This window comes from Microbacterium sp. ZW T6_19, assembly GCF_044987465.1.
Lineage (GTDB): Bacteria > Actinomycetota > Actinomycetes > Actinomycetales > Microbacteriaceae > Microbacterium > Microbacterium natoriense_A.
Window position 1 is genome coordinate 157,708 of record NZ_JBJDRH010000007.1, and the last position, 15,124, is coordinate 172,831.

A 15,124-nucleotide genomic window follows, 5' to 3' on the forward strand; every position below is an offset into this window, starting at 1 on the left:
TCGGACAGATGGGGCGAAATCGTTGAGGGAGCGCGTCGACGAGATGTTGCGAGCCGGCTATGAGCCGCCGACATCGCGGGTGCGGAAGCACACCCAGGCCACGCATGCAGAGAGCGCGGACCACAGCGCCATGACGAGTCCGCCCACGACGGGTGCGAGCAGCCCGAGGCCGGGATACGGCATCAGGAGCTGGATGCCGGCGAGGTCGGGCAGGAACCTGAGTGCGGGGATCGCCCCGACGAACGAGACGGTGATGCCCAGTACGAGAGGGACGAGAACGATCAAAGTCACGACGTAGGTGCGCGCGAGTATCGTGATGCCCCCGGCGAGGACTCCGAGGAGGGCGTAGTTCACGCACACGCCCAGGAGGTTCCATCCCATCGCGGGGGTGAACTCCTCTGGCCTCAGACCGTGCTCCCCGAGGCTCGCCTGCTCGACGAGCACCGAGGCGCCGATCCCCAGGAATCCCGCGAGAGCGCACATCACGCCGATGAGCAGGAGCTTGGCGGCGACGATCCGGCCACGTCGCGGAGTGGCGAGGGCGGTGGTGCGCAGCTGACCGTCGAGGTACTCGGCCCCTGAGATGAGCGAGGCCAGCAGGATCACGAGAGGCTGCCCGAACCCTGCCGTCTCGAATCCGTGGGATTCCAGAGCGAACTGCCCACGGCGCGACGGATCGAAGGAGAGGCCCGAGGCGAGAGCGAGCATGGCGGGCACGACGAGCGCTGCGGCCAGCACCGTTCGGATGCTGCGCAGCGAGAACGCTTTCGTGAGCTCAGCACCCAGTGCGTGCCTGAACCGCAGGTGGATTGTCTGAGTCGGCATTCACAGGTCCCGTCGGCAGAACACGCTCGCGGAGACGATCAAGGAGACGACGGCCCACCCGGCGAGGACGGTTCCGCCGAGGCCCGGATCGAGGTAGAAGCCGGTCGTCGTGTCGTTGTACATCGCCGCCCCCGCGGTCGTCGGCAGATACCTGGCGCTGTCCCAGAATCCTGCGAGGAAGTCGCCGACGCCGATGATGAGAGGCACGATCAGGATGAGGGGCACGATCATCGTGCGGGCGAGGATGCCGAGAGCGAAGGCGATGAGTCCGGTGAGCGTCCAGGCGAGAACGACGCCGCCGATGCTCGCCCAGATCGGAGGGGTGAGCGCCCACGGGCTGATTCGGTCTTCTCCGGACGCGTGGGCGATCATGATCGTGCCGGTCATCGTGACGAACGCGATCGCGGCGATCGCCACCGCGAGAAGCGCTGCTTTCGTGACGAACACGCCCAGTCGTCTTGGCGTCGCGAGCAGGGTGGTGCGGATCTGCATGCCGCCGCCGTATTCGTTGCCTGCCCGGAGCGCCGCCAGGATGACGACGAGCACGTAGCCGAAACCCGCCATGTCGAAGCCCTGATACTCGGCAGGTATCGGTACGGAGCTGAAGAGCAGCTCGCTGTCAGAGGGATCACCCGTGGCGGGGGCCGAGTTCGCCCACGCCATCGGCCAAGTGCCCAGGATCGTGACGGACGCGATGATCCAGGTCGAGCGGGCAGAGAGGAGCTTCGTCGTCTCCGAGCGTGCGAGCGAGATCATCCGTCACCCTCCGCGTCCGCAGCCGACAGCGGATATCCGGCCGGGTCGCGATACTCCGTGCTCTCGCCCGTCAACGCGAAGAACGCGGCCTCGAGGCTCGCATGCTCTCCGCTGATCGCTGCGCGCGTTCCTGCGGCGACGACGCGGCCGCGTGCGATCACGACGACATCGTCGGCGATGTCGTCCATCTCGCTCATCAGGTGGCTCGACACCAGCACGGTCCTGCCCTCGTCGGCGAGGGTTCGTAGCAAGCGACGCATCCATCGGATCCCGTCGGGGTCGAGACCGTTCGTCGGCTCATCGAGGACGAGAACGGCAGGGTCGCCGAGCAGTGCGGTGGCGATCCCGAGTCGCTGCCCCATCCCGAGAGAGAAGCCGCCGATCCGCTTCTTGCCTGCGTCCTGCAGCCCGGTGAGCGCCAGGACGGCATCCACGCGCGAGAGCGGGATCGCGTTCGACTGCCCGACCCAGCGCAGATGCGCGCGCGCCGTGTGCCCCTTGTTCGCACCGGGTCCGTCGAGCATCGCGCCCACCCGGTGCAAGGGACGATCCAGCGTGCGATACCGGGCGCCGTCGATGAGCGCGCTGCCCGATGTGGGGCGATCCAGACCGAGCAGGATCCGCAGCGTACTCGACTTCCCGGCGCCGTTCGGTCCGAGGAATGCGGTGACACGTCCGGCCGACGCGGTGAAGCTGACGTCGTCGACGACCGCGCGCCGACCGTGACGTTTGACGAGGTGAGCTATTTCGATCATGCATCCACTCCATCGCAGCCGTCTGGTGCGAGGATCACCCTCAGCGGTGAACTTCTCGTGCGTCGTCGCGGCGGCATCTCACCCCTGCAGGTGAGGCGCCCGTCGACTGCGGCTCTTACGCTGGCATGTATGGCAACCCTCGATCGACCCGCGCGCCCAGCGCCGCGCGCATGGGTTCCGCTCGCCCTTCTCGCTCCGATCCCGATCATCCCGGCACTCGTCCTCGACGCGAACGGCCTGCTCCTGCTCCTGACGGTGATCCTGGCCGGGCTGATCGGGATGACGGCAGCTCTGGTCTGGGCCGTGCAACGCGGTCGCAGGCAACGCCACGCGTATGAAGCGCGGCTCACGGAGTGGGCGGCCGAGCGCGCGGTGGCGCAAGAGCGACTGCGGATCGCCCGCGACCTCCATGACCTGTCCTCCCACGGCATCGGGCTCATCACGGTTCGCGCCAGCTCGACAGGCTTCCTGGAAGGATCGGACGCGGCGGCGGAGCGTGAGCAGGCACTACGGGACATCGAGCGTGTCAGCCGTCAGACCATGACAGAGCTGCGTCGGATGCTCGCACTGCTGCGTGCCCCCGATGACGTATCGGCGCCGCTCCGGCCCGCAGACACCCTCGCGACTCTTCCCGCCATCCTCACGGAGGCCGAGCGACACGGCCTCATCACCCGGTTCGAAGGCTCGGTTCCCGACGCCGCCGATCTGAGCCAGGACGCGCAGCTGACGGCGTGCGCTGTGGTCCGGGAGGGGCTTGCGAATGCGCTCCGACATGCGGGGCCCACGACGGTGACCGTCACTGTCATCCACGACGAGGGCCATCTCACGGTCGGCGTCCGCGATGACGGTCCCCGGCCTGGTTGGCAGGCGGAGCCGGGAGCGGGCCACGGGCTCACGGGGCTCCGAGAACGGCTTGCGACTCATGGCGGGAGCCTCATCGGTTCGTCCGACGGCGCGGGGTTCGACCTCCGAGCCAGAATTCCCGTAGGCGTCAGCAGATGACCTCGACTCCTGTCCGCGTGCTGCTCGCGGATGACGAGCCGCTGCTGCGGCAGAGCCTGCGCATCGTCATCGACAGCCAGCCCGATCTCGAAGTCGTGGGCGAGACGACTGACGGGCCCGACACGGTGGAGGCGGCCCGGAAACTCTCTCCTGATGTCGTGCTGATGGACATTCGCATGCCGGGTGGGAACGGCATCCACGCCACAAGCGAGATCACGCGGGATCCTGAACTCGGAGAAACACGGGTGCTCGTGCTCAGCATGTACGAACTCGACGAATACGTGTACGGTGCTCTGCGGGCGGGGGCCAGCGGTTTCCTCCTGAAGGATGCTCACCCGGCCGTGCTGCTGGACGCGATCCGCCGCATCCACGCGGGCGAGGCGCTGTACGCGGCCACGATCCTCACCCGTCTCGTGGAGCACTACCTCGCCACGTCGACCCCAACGCGCGACGCAGGAGCGCTCGGCATGCTCACGCCCCGCGAAGGTGATGTGCTCACCTTGATCGGGCGCGGATGTTCGAACCAGGACATCGCGATCGAACTGCATGTCTCGGCCAACACGGTCAAGACCCACGTCAGCAATCTGCTTGCGAAACTGCAGGCGCGTGATCGTGCGCAACTCGTCATTGCCGCGTACGACATCGGACTCGTCACAGCGAGGAAGTGAGGTCGGCTCCACGCTTCGAATCGAGCGGGCGCGTTCGCCCGGCGCGGACTCGGAACATATGGTCCGCGCCAATGCGTCCCGGTGTCCGATACAGCGGTTAGGCTCGGATGACGATCTCGGCATCCTGAGGAGGACGCGCATGGCCCGTATCGGTGAAAGCGCCGACCTGTTCAAGTGCTCGTTCTGCGGAAAGAGCCAGAAGCAGGTGCAGCAGCTCATCGCTGGCCCCGGTGTGTACATCTGCGACGAATGCGTCGAACTGTGCAACGAGATCATCGAGGAGCGGATGGCGGAGTCCGCCGCGACCGGCACGGCCGACTTCGAGCTGCCCAAGCCGCGTGAGATCTTCTCGTTCCTCGAGGAGTACGTGGTCGGGCAGGAGCCGGCGAAGAAAGCTCTCGCCGTCGCCGTCTACAACCACTACAAGCGCATCCGCGCCCACGGCACTCTGCAGCCGGCCGAGCAGAAGGCCGAGAGCGTCGAGATCGCGAAGAGCAACATCCTGCTCATCGGTCCGACCGGCTGCGGCAAGACGTACCTGGCCCAGACGCTCGCGAAGCGGCTGAACGTGCCGTTCGCCGTCGCCGACGCCACCGCTCTCACCGAGGCGGGGTACGTGGGTGAAGACGTCGAGAACATCCTCCTCAAGCTCATCCAGGCCGCCGACTACGACGTCAAGCGCGCCGAGCAGGGAATCATCTACATCGACGAGGTCGACAAGATCGCTCGCAAGGCCGAGAATCCCTCCATCACGCGTGACGTCTCTGGCGAGGGCGTGCAGCAGGCCCTGCTCAAGATCATCGAGGGCACGGTCGCCTCGGTCCCGCCGCAGGGCGGGCGCAAGCACCCGCATCAGGAGTTCCTGCAGATCGACACCTCGAACGTCCTGTTCATCGTGGCCGGTGCCTTCGCAGGCCTCGAGGACATCGTCTCGGCGCGCGTCGGCAAGCACGGCATCGGCTTCGGCGCACCGCTGCACGACAAGGGCAAGGACCTCGATCTGTTCAGCGAGGTGCTCCCCGAAGACCTGCACAAGTTCGGCCTCATCCCCGAGTTCATCGGTCGTCTCCCCGTGGTGACCTCGGTGTCCCCGCTCGACCAGAACGCGCTGATCGACATCCTGACGGGTCCGCGCAACGCGCTGGTCAAGCAGTATCAGCGCATGTTCGAGATCGACGGCGTGCAGCTCGAGTTCGAGGAGGACGCTCTGCGGTCGATCGCGGATCTGGCGGTCGAGCGCAAGACGGGAGCCCGCGGTCTCCGCGCGATCCTCGAAGACGTGCTCGGCCCGATCATGTTCGAGATCCCCTCGACCGACGATGTGGCAAAGGTGATCATCACCCGCGCTGCCGTCGACGAGGGCGCCGCGCCCACGATCGTGATGGAGCGCAAGCGCAAGAGCGCGTGAGCGTCTGAGCGGATGAGCGCCTCCCCGGAGCGCTGGCACGTCGTCTGCAGCGAGCTCGTGGTCGCGGACCGCTGGATCCGTCTGCGTGCAGATGACTGCCGCGACGCGAGTGCGCGCTCGATCGCGCCGTACTACGTGCTCGAGTACGGCGATTGGATCTCGTTGCTCGCTCTCGACGAGTCGGGCGATGCCGTGGTCGTGGAGGAGTACCGGCATGGCGCGGGAGTCGTCGCGGTGGGCACCGTCGGCGGTGGGGTGGAGCCCGGCGAGCGCCCTGCGGATGCCGCAGTACGCGAGCTGCGGGAGGAGACAGGGTACGCAGCGGGTGAGATCATCGACCTCGGCGCCACCTGGGCGAACTTCGGAAACCACACCAACCGCGTGCACCACTTGCTCGCACTCGGCTGCCGATGTGTCGGCGAACAGCAGCTCGACCCGAACGAGTCGATCGCCGTCCATGTGCTCTCGCCTGACGGTCTCGACGAGCACCTCGAGCAGAGCTACCACCAGCTCACCTGGTACAAGGCGATGGAGTGGCTGGGGCGCTGATGGGCACGTCCCGGTTGGAATCGGGAGAACTCGGCTCCGTCGTCGAGGTCTGCGACTTGCCGCCGCCCTGACCGTCAGGTCAGGGGCATAGTCATCCTTCCAGTCCCCGGCGCTTCAGCAGGGGAGCGATTTCAGCATTGCGGCCGCGGAAGTCGCGGTACGCCTCGAGGGGATCCTTCGCGCCGCCGACGCCGAGCAGACGGGAGCGGAATCGGTCGCCGTTCTCGCGCGTGAGGCCGCCGTTCTCGCGGAACCACTCGACCGTGTCGGCGTCGAGCACCTCGCTCCAGATGTACGAGTAGTAGCCCGCGCTGTAGCCGCCCGAGAACACGTGCGCGAAGTACGCGGACGAGTAACGGGTCGGCACCACGGGATCGTCGAGGCCGATGTCGGCGAGAGCCGCCGCTTCGAAGGCCGCGACGTCGTCGACCCCGGCATCCGTCCCGATCCGATGCCAGGCCTGGTCGAGCCAGGCCGCAGCCAGGTACTCGCTGGTCGCGTGCCCTTGGTCGAAGGCCTCCGTCGCCCGGAGACGCTCGACGACCGCGGGGTCCAACGGTTCGCCGGTCTCGTGATGACGGGCGTAGTTGTCGAGCACTTCGGGCCAGAGGATCCACATCTCGTTCACCTGGCTGGGGAACTCGACGAAGTCGCGGAAGACGTTGGTGCCGGCGAAGTGCGGATAGGTGACGGTCGCGAACAATCCGTGCAGCGCGTGGCCGAACTCGTGGAAGAGAGTCGTGACCTCGTCGAGCGTGAGGAGTGTCGGCTCTCCTTCACCCGGCTGGGCGACGTTGAGGTTGTTCACGACGACAGGAGCCGTGCCGCGCAACCGCGACTGGCTCACGATCGGGTTCATCCACGCGCCGCCTCTTTTGGCGTCGCGCGTGTAGAGGTCGAGGACGTAGAGGCCGAGGGCGCTGCCGTCGGCGTCGAACACCTCGAAGACTCGGGCGCCGGGATGGTAGGAGGGAATATCCGCTCGCTCGGTGAACGTCACACCGTACAGCCGGGTCGCGGCGAAGAACGCTCCGTCCTGCAGCACGCGCTCGGCCTCGAACCACGGCCGCAGCGCCGCCGTGTCGATGTCGTATCGCGCCGTGCGGACTTTCTCGGTGTAGAAAGACCAGTCGTGCGCCTCCACGGGGAACGCAACAGGTTCGGTCTCATCGACGATCGCCTGCAGGGCTTCCCGTTCGGAACGCGCGTTGCGGGCAGAGGGTGCCGCGAGCTCTCGCAGCATCCGCTCGACCGCCTCCGGAGTGCCTGCGGTCTCGTCGGCCGTCACGTAGGCGGCGTGCGAGTCGTAGCCGAGCAGCGCTGCGCGCTCGGCGCGCAGCCGTACGATCTCGGCAAGGACCGGGCGGTTGTCGTTGTCGTTGTCGCGCGAGGCCCTGGCGAGAGATGCGGCCATGATGCGGCGCCGAGATTCGCGGTCGCACAGCTGCGCGAGATAGGGGTGTCCTGTGAACAGCGGCAGCGAGATCAGATGCCTGCCGTCGAGACCGCGGTCGCTCGCCGCACGGGCGGCCGCGGACAACTCGCCGCTGCTGAGACCGTCGAGATCGGCGGCATCGTCGAAGACGACGGCCAGCTCGTTCGTGTCGTTCAACAGGTTGCGTTCGAACGTCGTGCTGAGCGTCGACAGCTGCTGATTCAGCTGCGTGAGCCGGGCCTTGGCCTCATCGTCGAGTGCGGCGCCCGCATGCGTCATCTCACGGAACCAGCGCTCGACCAGGTAGCGCTGCTCGGCGTCGAGATCGAGCGAGCCGAGCTGCTCGTGCACCTGCCGCACGCGCCAGTACAGCGCGGCATCGAGCGTGATCGCGTCGTCGTGCGCTGCCATCAGCGGGGCGAGCTCCTCGTCGACCGCCTGGATCTCGGGTGTCGCGTCCGCCGAGCTCACGGTGTAGAAGGCGTGCGCGACTCGGTCGAGCAGCTCTCCTGAGCGCTCGAGCGCCTCTATCGTGTTCTCGAACGTCGGCATCGACCGCACCATCGTGATGCGCGAGATCTCGCTCAGGTGCTCGGCGAATGCCGCCTCGAACGCAGGCAGGTAGTGCTCGGGCCTGATGTTCGCGTAGTCCGGGAGACCGTAGGGGAGAGCGGATGGCTGCAGCAGCGGGTTCGATGCGTCGGTCATTCCTTGAGCCTAGTCATCACCCGCTCCAGCGCCTCGACGACGATCCGCACCGAGCGTCGGCGCAGATTCTCCGGGCGTGCGAGCACGTCGATGAGGCGATGGGTGCTCACGCCCCGAAGAGGAAGACGGACGATGTCACGGTCGTCGACGCTGCGCGAGGTGTAGCGCGGCAGCATCCCGAGCACCTCGCCGGCCGCGACGACGGCTGAGACCGCCCCGTAGTCGTTGATGCGGTGGCGCACGTCGACGGCGCGCCCTGTGACAGCAGAGACGGCGCGCAGGACGTCGTCGGGGGAATAGCCGACACGGCTGGTCACCCAGGGCTGATCGATGACATCGACGGGCTCGACCCAGTCGCGCGAGGCGAGCGCGTGGGAAGCGGCGACGGCGACGTCGAGTGGCTCGCGGACGAGTGTGAGACTGCGGATGCCGGTGCTCGGCCAAGGATCGGAGTGCTCCATGCGATGCGCAAGAACGAGGTCGTAGCGGGCTGTCAGCGCGGGGAAGTCGCTTTGCGCGACGTCCTCGTCGGTGAGCTTCACGGTGAGTGTCGATCCGGTCTCCGACAGCTCCCTGATGAGGGAGCCGAACAGCGCCTGCCCGGCGCTGTGGAATCCGCTCACGGTCACGACACCGCTCGGCAGGGTCTCGAACGCGTCGAGAGCGCTCCGCGCTGCCGCCATCGCGTCGATCGCCTCGGTTCCCGCAGCGGCGAGCACTTCGCCGGCGGCGGTCAACGCGAGTCGTCGGCCGTCCTTGCGCGTGAGTGGAGTGCGAAAGCCCCGCTGAAGTGCGGCCAGATGCTGTGACACTGCCGACGGGGTGACATTCAGTGCGTCTGCGACAGCAGCGGCGCTGCCCAGCGCGCCGAGCTCGCGCAGAATCTGCAGCTGGTGGATCTCCATGAGAAGAGTTTAGTAACGACTATATGAATGATGCAGAAAGTCCCGATTGATCTACATCATCGGATGCACTGGAATCGGAGCATGAGGGCATTGTTCAAAGCCGAACGGGCACCCGGACTCGAACTCACCGAGCGTCCGGATCCGGTCGCGGGGGCCGACGAGGTCGTCATCCGCGTCCTGCGCACCGGAATCTGCGGGACTGATCTGCACATACGCCGATGGGACGAGTGGGCGGCGTCTGCCATCTCCGCTCCGCTGATTCCGGGGCACGAGTTCTACGGCGAGGTCGTGGAGGTGGGCCCGCTCGTGCATGACATCGCGGTGGGCGACCGGGTCTCGGGCGAGGGGCATATCGTCTGCGGCACCTGCCGCAACTGCCGCGCCGGTCGTCGTCAGATGTGCATTCGCACGATCGGTCTCGGCCTGCAGCGCGACGGCGCCTTCGCCGAGTACCTCTCGCTGCCGGCGACGAACGTCTGGGTGCATCACGCGGACGTCGCGCCCGAGCTCGGCGCGATCTTCGATCCGCTCGGCAATGCCGTGCACACCGCTCTCACCTTCCCGCTCATCGGCGAAGACGTCCTCGTCACCGGCTGCGGCCCGATCGGGCTGATGGCGATCGCCGTGGCCCGTCATGCGGGGGCCCGTTTCATCGTGGCCACGGATGTCAGCGCACCACGGCTCGAGATGGCGAAGCGGATGGGGGCGGACGAGGTCGTCGACGTCTCCATGCGCGACATCCGAGACGCCCAGCACGCCCTCGGCATGCGCGAGGGTTTCGACATCGGGTTCGAGATGAGCGGTGCGGCGACCGCCCTTCCGGCCATGATCGACAACATGAACCATGGCGGACGGATCGCGATGCTGGGGCTGCCGAACACAGGATTCGGCGTCGACTGGGGCAAGCTCGTGACGCACATGCTCACCATCAAGGGCATCTACGGTCGCGAGATGTTCGAGACGTGGAATGCGATGGGCGCGATGCTGCAGACGAGCGCGACGCTGCGCGAGTCGATCGGGCGGGTCATCGCCGAGGTCATCCCGGCGAAGGACTGGGAGAAGGGCTTCGCCGCGGCGGAGTCGGCGGGAACAGGGAAGATCATCCTCGACTGGACGCGGTTGTAGAAGAAGACGGAGTTTGTGATGTACGGAACATTTCAGAAGCACGTGACGGCGGAACTCGCAAGCATCGAGGAAGCAGGTCTCACGAAGCACGAGCGCGGCATCCGCGGACCGCAGAGCGCCGAGATCATCGCGGACGGCGCGGAGGTGCTGAACTTCTGCGCGAACAATTACCTCGGTCTCGCCGACGACCCCCGGATCCTCTCCGCAGCCAAGGGGGCGCTCGACGAGTGGGGCTATGGACTCGCCAGTGTGCGATTCATCTGCGGCACTCAGGAGCAGCATCTCGAGCTCGAGCGTCGGCTTTCCGGCTTCCTCGGCACGGATGATGCGATCCTGTTCTCATCGTGCTTCGACGCCAACGGGGGAGTGTTCGAGACGCTCTTCGGCCCGGAGGATGCGATCATCTCCGACGAGTTGAACCACGCCTCGATCATCGACGGCGTCCGGCTGTCCAAAGCTCGTCGCCTCCGCTACCGCAACCGCGACATGGCCGACCTCGAAGAGCAGCTGAAGGCCGCATCCGATGCGCGATTCCGCGTGGTCGTCACCGACGGCGTGTTCTCGATGGACGGGTACATCGCACCTCTCGCGGAGATCTGCGATCTCGCCGAGCGGTACGACGCGCTCGTCTTCGTCGACGACTCGCACGCTGTCGGCTTCGTGGGCGAGAACGGCCGTGGCACTCCGGAACTCTGCGGCGTCGCCGATCGCATCGACATCTACACCGGCACGTTCGGCAAGGCGCTCGGCGGGGCGTCTGGAGGCTACGTCGCCTCGCACTCCGACATCGTCGCACTGCTGCGCCAGCGCTCGCGGCCCTATCTCTTCTCGAACACTCTCGCCCCGGCGATCGTCGCCGGCACGCTGACCGCGCTCGATCTCGTCGAGGCATCGGCCGACCTGCGAGCACGACTGCGCGAGAACGCCGCGCTGTTCCGCGAGCGCATGGGCGCCGAGGGCTTCGAACTCCTGCCGGGGGAGCACCCGATCGTTCCGGTCATGTTCGGAGATGCCGCGTTGACCGCGCGCATCGCGACGGAGATGCAGGCGCAGGGTGTCTACGTCACCGCCTTCAGCTACCCCGTCGTCCCTAGAGGGCTCGCCCGGATCCGTGTGCAGCTGTCAGCGGCGCACACGGCCGAGCAGATCGAGCGCTGCGTGGCCGCCTTCGTTGTCGCTCGGGCATCTGTGAGCTGATTCGGACAGCATGCAAAGAAATCCTTGCAAAGATCTCTTTGCAAGGGTATCTTTGCATACATGACGACGAACGAAGAAGGTCGCACTCTCGACTCCGGAGCGCTGAAGGCGCTGGCGCACCCGCTGCGGGTGCGGATCTACGATCTCCTCAGTGAGCGGGGACCGCAGACGGCCAGCACTCTGGCCGCGCTGATCGGGGAGACGTCCGGCGCCACCAGCTACCACCTTCGCGCGCTCGCGTCACACGACCTCATCCGCGAGGTCGCCGGTCGAGGTACCGCGCGCGAACGCTGGTGGGAGCGTCCGAAGGGGCGCATCAATCTTCCCGGTCCTGACGAGCAGATGTCGCCGTCGAACCGGGCCGCCGCGCAGATCGTCACGTCCGAGTTCTTCCGGCTGCGTCACCGGACGCTCATGGACTACCTGAACCGATCGAGCGCCGACGTGCCGGAGGGCTGGGAAGATGCCGGGCTCGTCATGACGACGATGCTCGACCTCACCCCTGACCAGATGGGCGCCGTCAAGGAGGAGCTCACCGCGGTGATCGACGCCGCCATCGAACGGTACCGCGGGCAGGAGACGCTGCCCGGAACGCGACGCGTGACTCTGCGCGCCGAGATATTCGACCTTCCGACGGCGAACAGCCGCCAGACGATGCCAGAGGAGTGATCATGACCACCGCAACGCTTCGACTCGCCACACCGACCCCCTTCGAGCGCGTCCTGCAGAGTGTCGCCCGCGGACTCTCCCAGCACGTCGAGCGCCGTGTAGCCGCGCGTGCCGCGCGCCGGGAGATCGCCTTCGACATGCTGCGCGAACAGCAGGCGCGACGCCACGATCCTCGTGAGGTGGAGCATCTGCTCGCGTCTGCGGGTCTCCCGCGCCGCTGACCGCGCGCCCCTTCCCGAGGTGCGGCGTCGGTTGTCAGTCCTCGAAGGGGCGGGAGACGACGCCGGATGCGGTCTGAAGGACTTCCCAGCCGGCGTCGAGTTCCGCGATCGCGCGTCCTTCGAGCCAGGTGAGGGTCCAATGCCCGCTCAGTCCACGCGCTTCCACCTCGGCGATCGCCGGGCGGAGAGCTGCGGGGACCGAAGCAGGCGGCTCCGATCCGGTCGCCCAGCGCGTGCCCAGCTGCATCAGGCGCCCTCGACCGGAGCGAGTTCGATCGCCGTGACGGCGAAGGCCTCGGCTTCGGTGAACTCGAGCTGCTCGACGCGACCCACCGCACGAAGGTCGTCGGCAGCCGCGCGCAGGGCATCGAGCTTGGCCGACGGCGCGGCGATCGCGGCCCGTGAGACGGGGGTCTTCTGAGAGGCCTTGGCCTCGGTCTTCGCGCGGCGGATGCCGATAAGCGCTTCACTCGCCGCCGACAGCACCGCGGGGTCACCCTCGATGCCGAGCGGCTCGGGCCAGGATGCCGTGTGCACCGACCCCTCCTCGAACCACGACCACACCTCTTCGGTCGCGAAGGAGAGGATCGGTGCAAGCAGGCGGAGCAGGGTCGACAGGGCCAGGCGCAGCGCGAGGGCGGCGGATGCCTGTCCCACGTCGTTCTGGTTGTACGCGCGCTCTTTCACGAGCTCGAGGTAGTCGTCGCAGAACGTCCAGAAGAAGGCCTCGGTGACTTCGAGCGCCTTCGCCTGGTCGTAGTTCTCGTATGCCTTCGTGGCTTCGGCGATCACGGAGTCGAGCGCCGTGAGCATCGATGCGTCCAGCGCATGAGTGACCTGGGCGCCCTCCGGAACGGGGAAGGACAGCACGAACTTCGCCGCGTTGAGGACCTTGATGGCCAGGCGGCGGCCGATCTTGACCTGCGTGGGGTTCTGCGGGTCGAACGCCGCGTCCATGCCGAGCCGGCTCGACGCTGACCAGTACCGCACAGCGTCCGACCCATGCGTGTCGAGGATGTCCGCCGGCGTCACCACGTTGCCCTTGGACTTCGACATCTTCTTGCGGTCGGGGTCGACGATGAAGCCGCTGATCGCGGCGTTGCGCCATGGCGAGCGGCCGTCCTCGAGCGTCGAGCGCAGCATGGTCGAGAAGAGCCAGGTGCGGATGATGTCCTGTCCCTGCGGGCGCAGGTCGAACGGGGCGGTGAGCTGCCACAGCTCATCGTCGCGCTGCCATCCACCCGCCAGCTGGGGAGTGAGCGAGGAAGTCGCCCACGTGTCGAGGATGTCGGCTTCGGCCTCGAAGCCGCCAGGCACGCCGCGCTGGTCCTCGACGAACCCGTCGGGCACGTCGGTCGTCGGGTCGATCGGCAGAGCCGCGTGGTCAGGCGTCAGCACGCGGGCGTAGTCGCGCTCGCCGTTCTCGTCGAGCGCGTACCACAGCGGGATCGGCACGCCGAAGAAGCGCTGGCGAGACACCAGCCAGTCGCCGGTGAGACCGCCGACCCAGTTCTCGTAGCGCACGCGCATGAAGTCGGGGTGCCAGGCGAGTTCGTTGCCGTGCGCGATCAGCCGGTCGCGCAGTTCTGCGTCGCGAGCGCCGTTGCAGATGTACCACTGGCGTGTCGACACGATCTCGAGCGGGCGGTCGCCCTTCTCGAAGAACTTCACGGCGTGGTTGAACGGCTTGCCGACGGCGGTCATGTCGCCGGTCTCCTGCAGCTTCTCCACGATCTCCTTGCGAGCGGAGAACACCGTCTTGCCGGCGAGGTGCTCCTCGTACCAGGCACGGGCGTCTGCCGATCCGACCAGGGAGGGCGCCTCGGGGAGGAATCGTCCGTCGAGGCCGATCGTGGTCATGTTCGGCAGATCACGGCCATCGGCGGTGCGCAGCTCGCGCCACCAGATGATGTCGGTCACGTCGCCGAAGGTGCAGACCATCGCCGCGCCCGTGCCCTTGTCGGCGAGGGCGAGGTGGTGACCGTGGATCTCGATCTCCGCGTCGAAGAACGGCGTCTTGACCTTCGTGCCGATCAGATGCTTGTGCGGACCCTCGGGGTGCGTCACGATCGCGATGCAGGCGGGAAGAAGCTCGGGCCGTGTGGTCTCGATCGTGATCGCGCCGCTGCCGTCGGCGAACGGGAAATCGATCGTGTGATACGCCGTCTGCTGATCGCGGTCCTCGAGCTCCGCCTGCGCGATCGCCGAGCGGAAGTCGATGTCCCAGAGCGTGGGCGCCAGCGCCTGATAGGCCTCGCCGCGCTCGATGTTGCGCAGGAAGGCGAGCTGGCTCTGACGGATCGTGTCGTCGGAGATGGTGCGGTACGTCTGCGTCCAGTCCACGCTCAGTCCGAGCTGGCGGAAGAGCGCCTCGAACTGCTTCTCGTCCTCGACCGTCAGCCTCTCGCACAGCTCGATGAAGTTGCGGCGGCTGATCGGCTTCTGGTCGGCTGCGCGCGACGACTTGTTGTCGCCGCCCTCGAACGGCGGAGCGAAGTCGGGGTCGTAGGGGAGCGAGGGATCGCAGCGGACGCCGTAGTAGTTCTGCACACGACGCTCGGTGGGCAGGCCGTTGTCGTCCCAGCCCATCGGGTAGAAGACCGTCTTGCCGCGCATGCGCTCGAAGCGCGCCTTGATGTCGGTGTGGGTGTACGAGAACACGTGACCGATGTGGAGGGAGCCGGATGCCGTCGGCGGGGGCGTGTCGATCGAATACACGCCGTCGCGGCCCGACTGCGCGGCGCGGATGCGGTCGAACAGGTACGTGCCCTGCTCGGACCACGCCTCGTTCCACTTCGCTTCGAGACCTTCGAGTGCGGGCTTGTCGGGAATCACGGACATAAGGGAGGTCTCCTCGAGCGATGTATACGGCACTGTGTGAGCGTGCCTGAGTGTGGATGT

The 15,124-nt window shown here is 67.0% G+C and carries 15 protein-coding genes; 8 read left to right on the forward strand and 7 right to left on the reverse strand.

Annotation, left to right across the window (positions count from 1 at the left end):
• Positions 1–57 precede the first annotated feature (57 nt).
• Genes ACI3KT_RS12455 through ACI3KT_RS12465 form a run of 3 tightly spaced genes read right to left on the reverse strand, consistent with a single transcriptional unit; the run spans position 58 to position 2,336 of the window.
• Positions 58–825, reverse strand: a complete 768-nt coding sequence (locus ACI3KT_RS12455; RefSeq protein ID WP_404904554.1) for an ABC transporter permease — start codon at positions 823–825, stop codon at positions 58–60.
• Positions 826–1,581 carry a hypothetical protein gene (locus ACI3KT_RS12460; protein ID WP_404904556.1) on the reverse strand — a complete coding sequence of 252 codons (756 nt, stop codon included), beginning with the start codon at positions 1,579–1,581 and terminating at the stop codon, positions 826–828.
• Positions 1,578–2,336, reverse strand: a complete 759-nt coding sequence (locus ACI3KT_RS12465; protein ID WP_292908337.1) for an ABC transporter ATP-binding protein — start codon at positions 2,334–2,336, stop codon at positions 1,578–1,580. The genes ACI3KT_RS12460 and ACI3KT_RS12465 overlap by 4 nt, the downstream gene beginning before the upstream one ends.
• Positions 2,337–2,465: 129 nt before the next feature.
• On the opposite strand from ACI3KT_RS12465, the gene ACI3KT_RS12470 reads away from it, so the two are divergent.
• The 4 genes from ACI3KT_RS12470 (at position 2,466) to ACI3KT_RS12485 (ending at position 5,963) form a co-directional block, all read left to right on the forward strand.
• Entirely contained in the window at positions 2,466–3,338 is an 873-nt protein-coding gene (locus ACI3KT_RS12470; RefSeq protein WP_292908339.1) for a sensor histidine kinase, read from the forward strand.
• On the forward strand, positions 3,335–4,006 hold the full coding sequence (locus ACI3KT_RS12475) for a response regulator (protein WP_404904557.1): 672 nt from the start codon (positions 3,335–3,337) through the stop codon (positions 4,004–4,006). Before ACI3KT_RS12470 ends, ACI3KT_RS12475 begins: the two co-directional genes overlap by 4 nt.
• Positions 4,007–4,145: 139 nt before the next feature.
• Positions 4,146–5,414, forward strand: a complete 1,269-nt coding sequence (clpX, locus tag ACI3KT_RS12480) for an ATP-dependent Clp protease ATP-binding subunit ClpX (RefSeq protein ID WP_307297675.1) — start codon at positions 4,146–4,148, stop codon at positions 5,412–5,414.
• A gap of 12 nt (positions 5,415–5,426) precedes the next feature.
• Positions 5,427–5,963, forward strand: a complete 537-nt coding sequence (locus ACI3KT_RS12485; RefSeq protein ID WP_404904558.1) for an NUDIX hydrolase — start codon at positions 5,427–5,429, stop codon at positions 5,961–5,963.
• A 91-nt stretch (positions 5,964–6,054) separates the two neighbouring features.
• On the opposite strand, the gene ACI3KT_RS12490 is transcribed toward ACI3KT_RS12485, so the two are convergent.
• Together ACI3KT_RS12490 and ACI3KT_RS12495 are read right to left on the reverse strand one after the other, a co-directional pair.
• A complete protein-coding gene (locus ACI3KT_RS12490) occupies positions 6,055–8,106 on the reverse strand; it encodes a M3 family metallopeptidase (RefSeq protein ID WP_404904560.1) in 2,052 nt (683 codons plus the stop codon).
• Positions 8,103–9,011, reverse strand: a complete 909-nt coding sequence (locus ACI3KT_RS12495; RefSeq protein ID WP_292908347.1) for a LysR family transcriptional regulator — start codon at positions 9,009–9,011, stop codon at positions 8,103–8,105. Before ACI3KT_RS12495 ends, ACI3KT_RS12490 begins: the two co-directional genes overlap by 4 nt.
• 81 nt (positions 9,012–9,092) lie before the next feature.
• Between ACI3KT_RS12495 and tdh the strand changes: the two genes are divergently transcribed.
• Genes tdh through ACI3KT_RS12515 form a run of 4 tightly spaced genes read left to right on the forward strand, consistent with a single transcriptional unit; the run spans position 9,093 to position 12,223 of the window.
• The gene (tdh, locus tag ACI3KT_RS12500) at positions 9,093–10,136 is read left to right on the forward strand and encodes an L-threonine 3-dehydrogenase (RefSeq protein WP_292908349.1); all 1,044 of its coding nucleotides are present in this window, start codon (positions 9,093–9,095) and stop codon (positions 10,134–10,136) included.
• 18 nt (positions 10,137–10,154) lie between these two features.
• Entirely contained in the window at positions 10,155–11,333 is a 1,179-nt protein-coding gene (locus ACI3KT_RS12505; protein WP_404904561.1) for a glycine C-acetyltransferase, read from the forward strand.
• Between the two features lie 60 nt (positions 11,334–11,393).
• Positions 11,394–12,002: a transcriptional regulator gene (locus tag ACI3KT_RS12510; RefSeq protein WP_307297664.1), complete on the forward strand. Its 609-nt coding sequence runs from the start codon at positions 11,394–11,396 to the stop codon at positions 12,000–12,002.
• A gap of 2 nt (positions 12,003–12,004) precedes the next feature.
• On the forward strand, positions 12,005–12,223 hold the full coding sequence (locus ACI3KT_RS12515) for a hypothetical protein (RefSeq protein ID WP_292908355.1): 219 nt from the start codon (positions 12,005–12,007) through the stop codon (positions 12,221–12,223).
• Between the two features lie 34 nt (positions 12,224–12,257).
• On the opposite strand, the gene ACI3KT_RS12520 is transcribed toward ACI3KT_RS12515, so the two are convergent.
• On the reverse strand, positions 12,258–12,470 hold the full coding sequence (locus tag ACI3KT_RS12520; RefSeq protein ID WP_292908357.1) for a hypothetical protein: 213 nt from the start codon (positions 12,468–12,470) through the stop codon (positions 12,258–12,260).
• Positions 12,470–15,064, reverse strand: a complete 2,595-nt coding sequence (gene valS / locus ACI3KT_RS12525) for a valine--tRNA ligase (RefSeq protein WP_404904563.1) — start codon at positions 15,062–15,064, stop codon at positions 12,470–12,472. The genes ACI3KT_RS12520 and valS overlap by 1 nt, the downstream gene beginning before the upstream one ends.
• Between the last annotated feature and the right edge of the window lie 60 nt (positions 15,065–15,124).

Bases quoted from the DNA above. Each gene is read 5' to 3' on its own strand.
- ACI3KT_RS12460 (WP_404904556.1), bottom strand. From the start codon at position 1,581: ATGATCTCGCTCGCACGCTCGGAGACGACGAAGCTCCTCTCTGCCCGC.
- tdh (WP_292908349.1), top strand. From the start codon at position 9,093: ATGAGGGCATTGTTCAAAGCCGAACGGGCACCCGGACTCGAACTCACC.
- ACI3KT_RS12520 (WP_292908357.1), bottom strand. From the start codon at position 12,470: ATGCAGCTGGGCACGCGCTGGGCGACCGGATCGGAGCCGCCTGCTTCG.
- ACI3KT_RS12475 (WP_404904557.1), top strand. From the start codon at position 3,335: ATGACCTCGACTCCTGTCCGCGTGCTGCTCGCGGATGACGAGCCGCTG.
- ACI3KT_RS12485 (WP_404904558.1), top strand. From the start codon at position 5,427: ATGAGCGCCTCCCCGGAGCGCTGGCACGTCGTCTGCAGCGAGCTCGTG.
- valS (WP_404904563.1), bottom strand. From the start codon at position 15,064: ATGTCCGTGATTCCCGACAAGCCCGCACTCGAAGGTCTCGAAGCGAAG.
- ACI3KT_RS12515 (WP_292908355.1), top strand. From the start codon at position 12,005: ATGACCACCGCAACGCTTCGACTCGCCACACCGACCCCCTTCGAGCGC.
- ACI3KT_RS12510 (WP_307297664.1), top strand. From the start codon at position 11,394: ATGACGACGAACGAAGAAGGTCGCACTCTCGACTCCGGAGCGCTGAAG.
- ACI3KT_RS12490 (WP_404904560.1), bottom strand. From the start codon at position 8,106: ATGACCGACGCATCGAACCCGCTGCTGCAGCCATCCGCTCTCCCCTAC.
- ACI3KT_RS12505 (WP_404904561.1), top strand. From the start codon at position 10,155: ATGTACGGAACATTTCAGAAGCACGTGACGGCGGAACTCGCAAGCATC.
- clpX (WP_307297675.1), top strand. From the start codon at position 4,146: ATGGCCCGTATCGGTGAAAGCGCCGACCTGTTCAAGTGCTCGTTCTGC.
- ACI3KT_RS12455 (WP_404904554.1), bottom strand. From the start codon at position 825: ATGCCGACTCAGACAATCCACCTGCGGTTCAGGCACGCACTGGGTGCT.
- ACI3KT_RS12495 (WP_292908347.1), bottom strand. From the start codon at position 9,011: ATGGAGATCCACCAGCTGCAGATTCTGCGCGAGCTCGGCGCGCTGGGC.
- ACI3KT_RS12470 (WP_292908339.1), top strand. From the start codon at position 2,466: ATGGCAACCCTCGATCGACCCGCGCGCCCAGCGCCGCGCGCATGGGTT.
- ACI3KT_RS12465 (WP_292908337.1), bottom strand. From the start codon at position 2,336: ATGATCGAAATAGCTCACCTCGTCAAACGTCACGGTCGGCGCGCGGTC.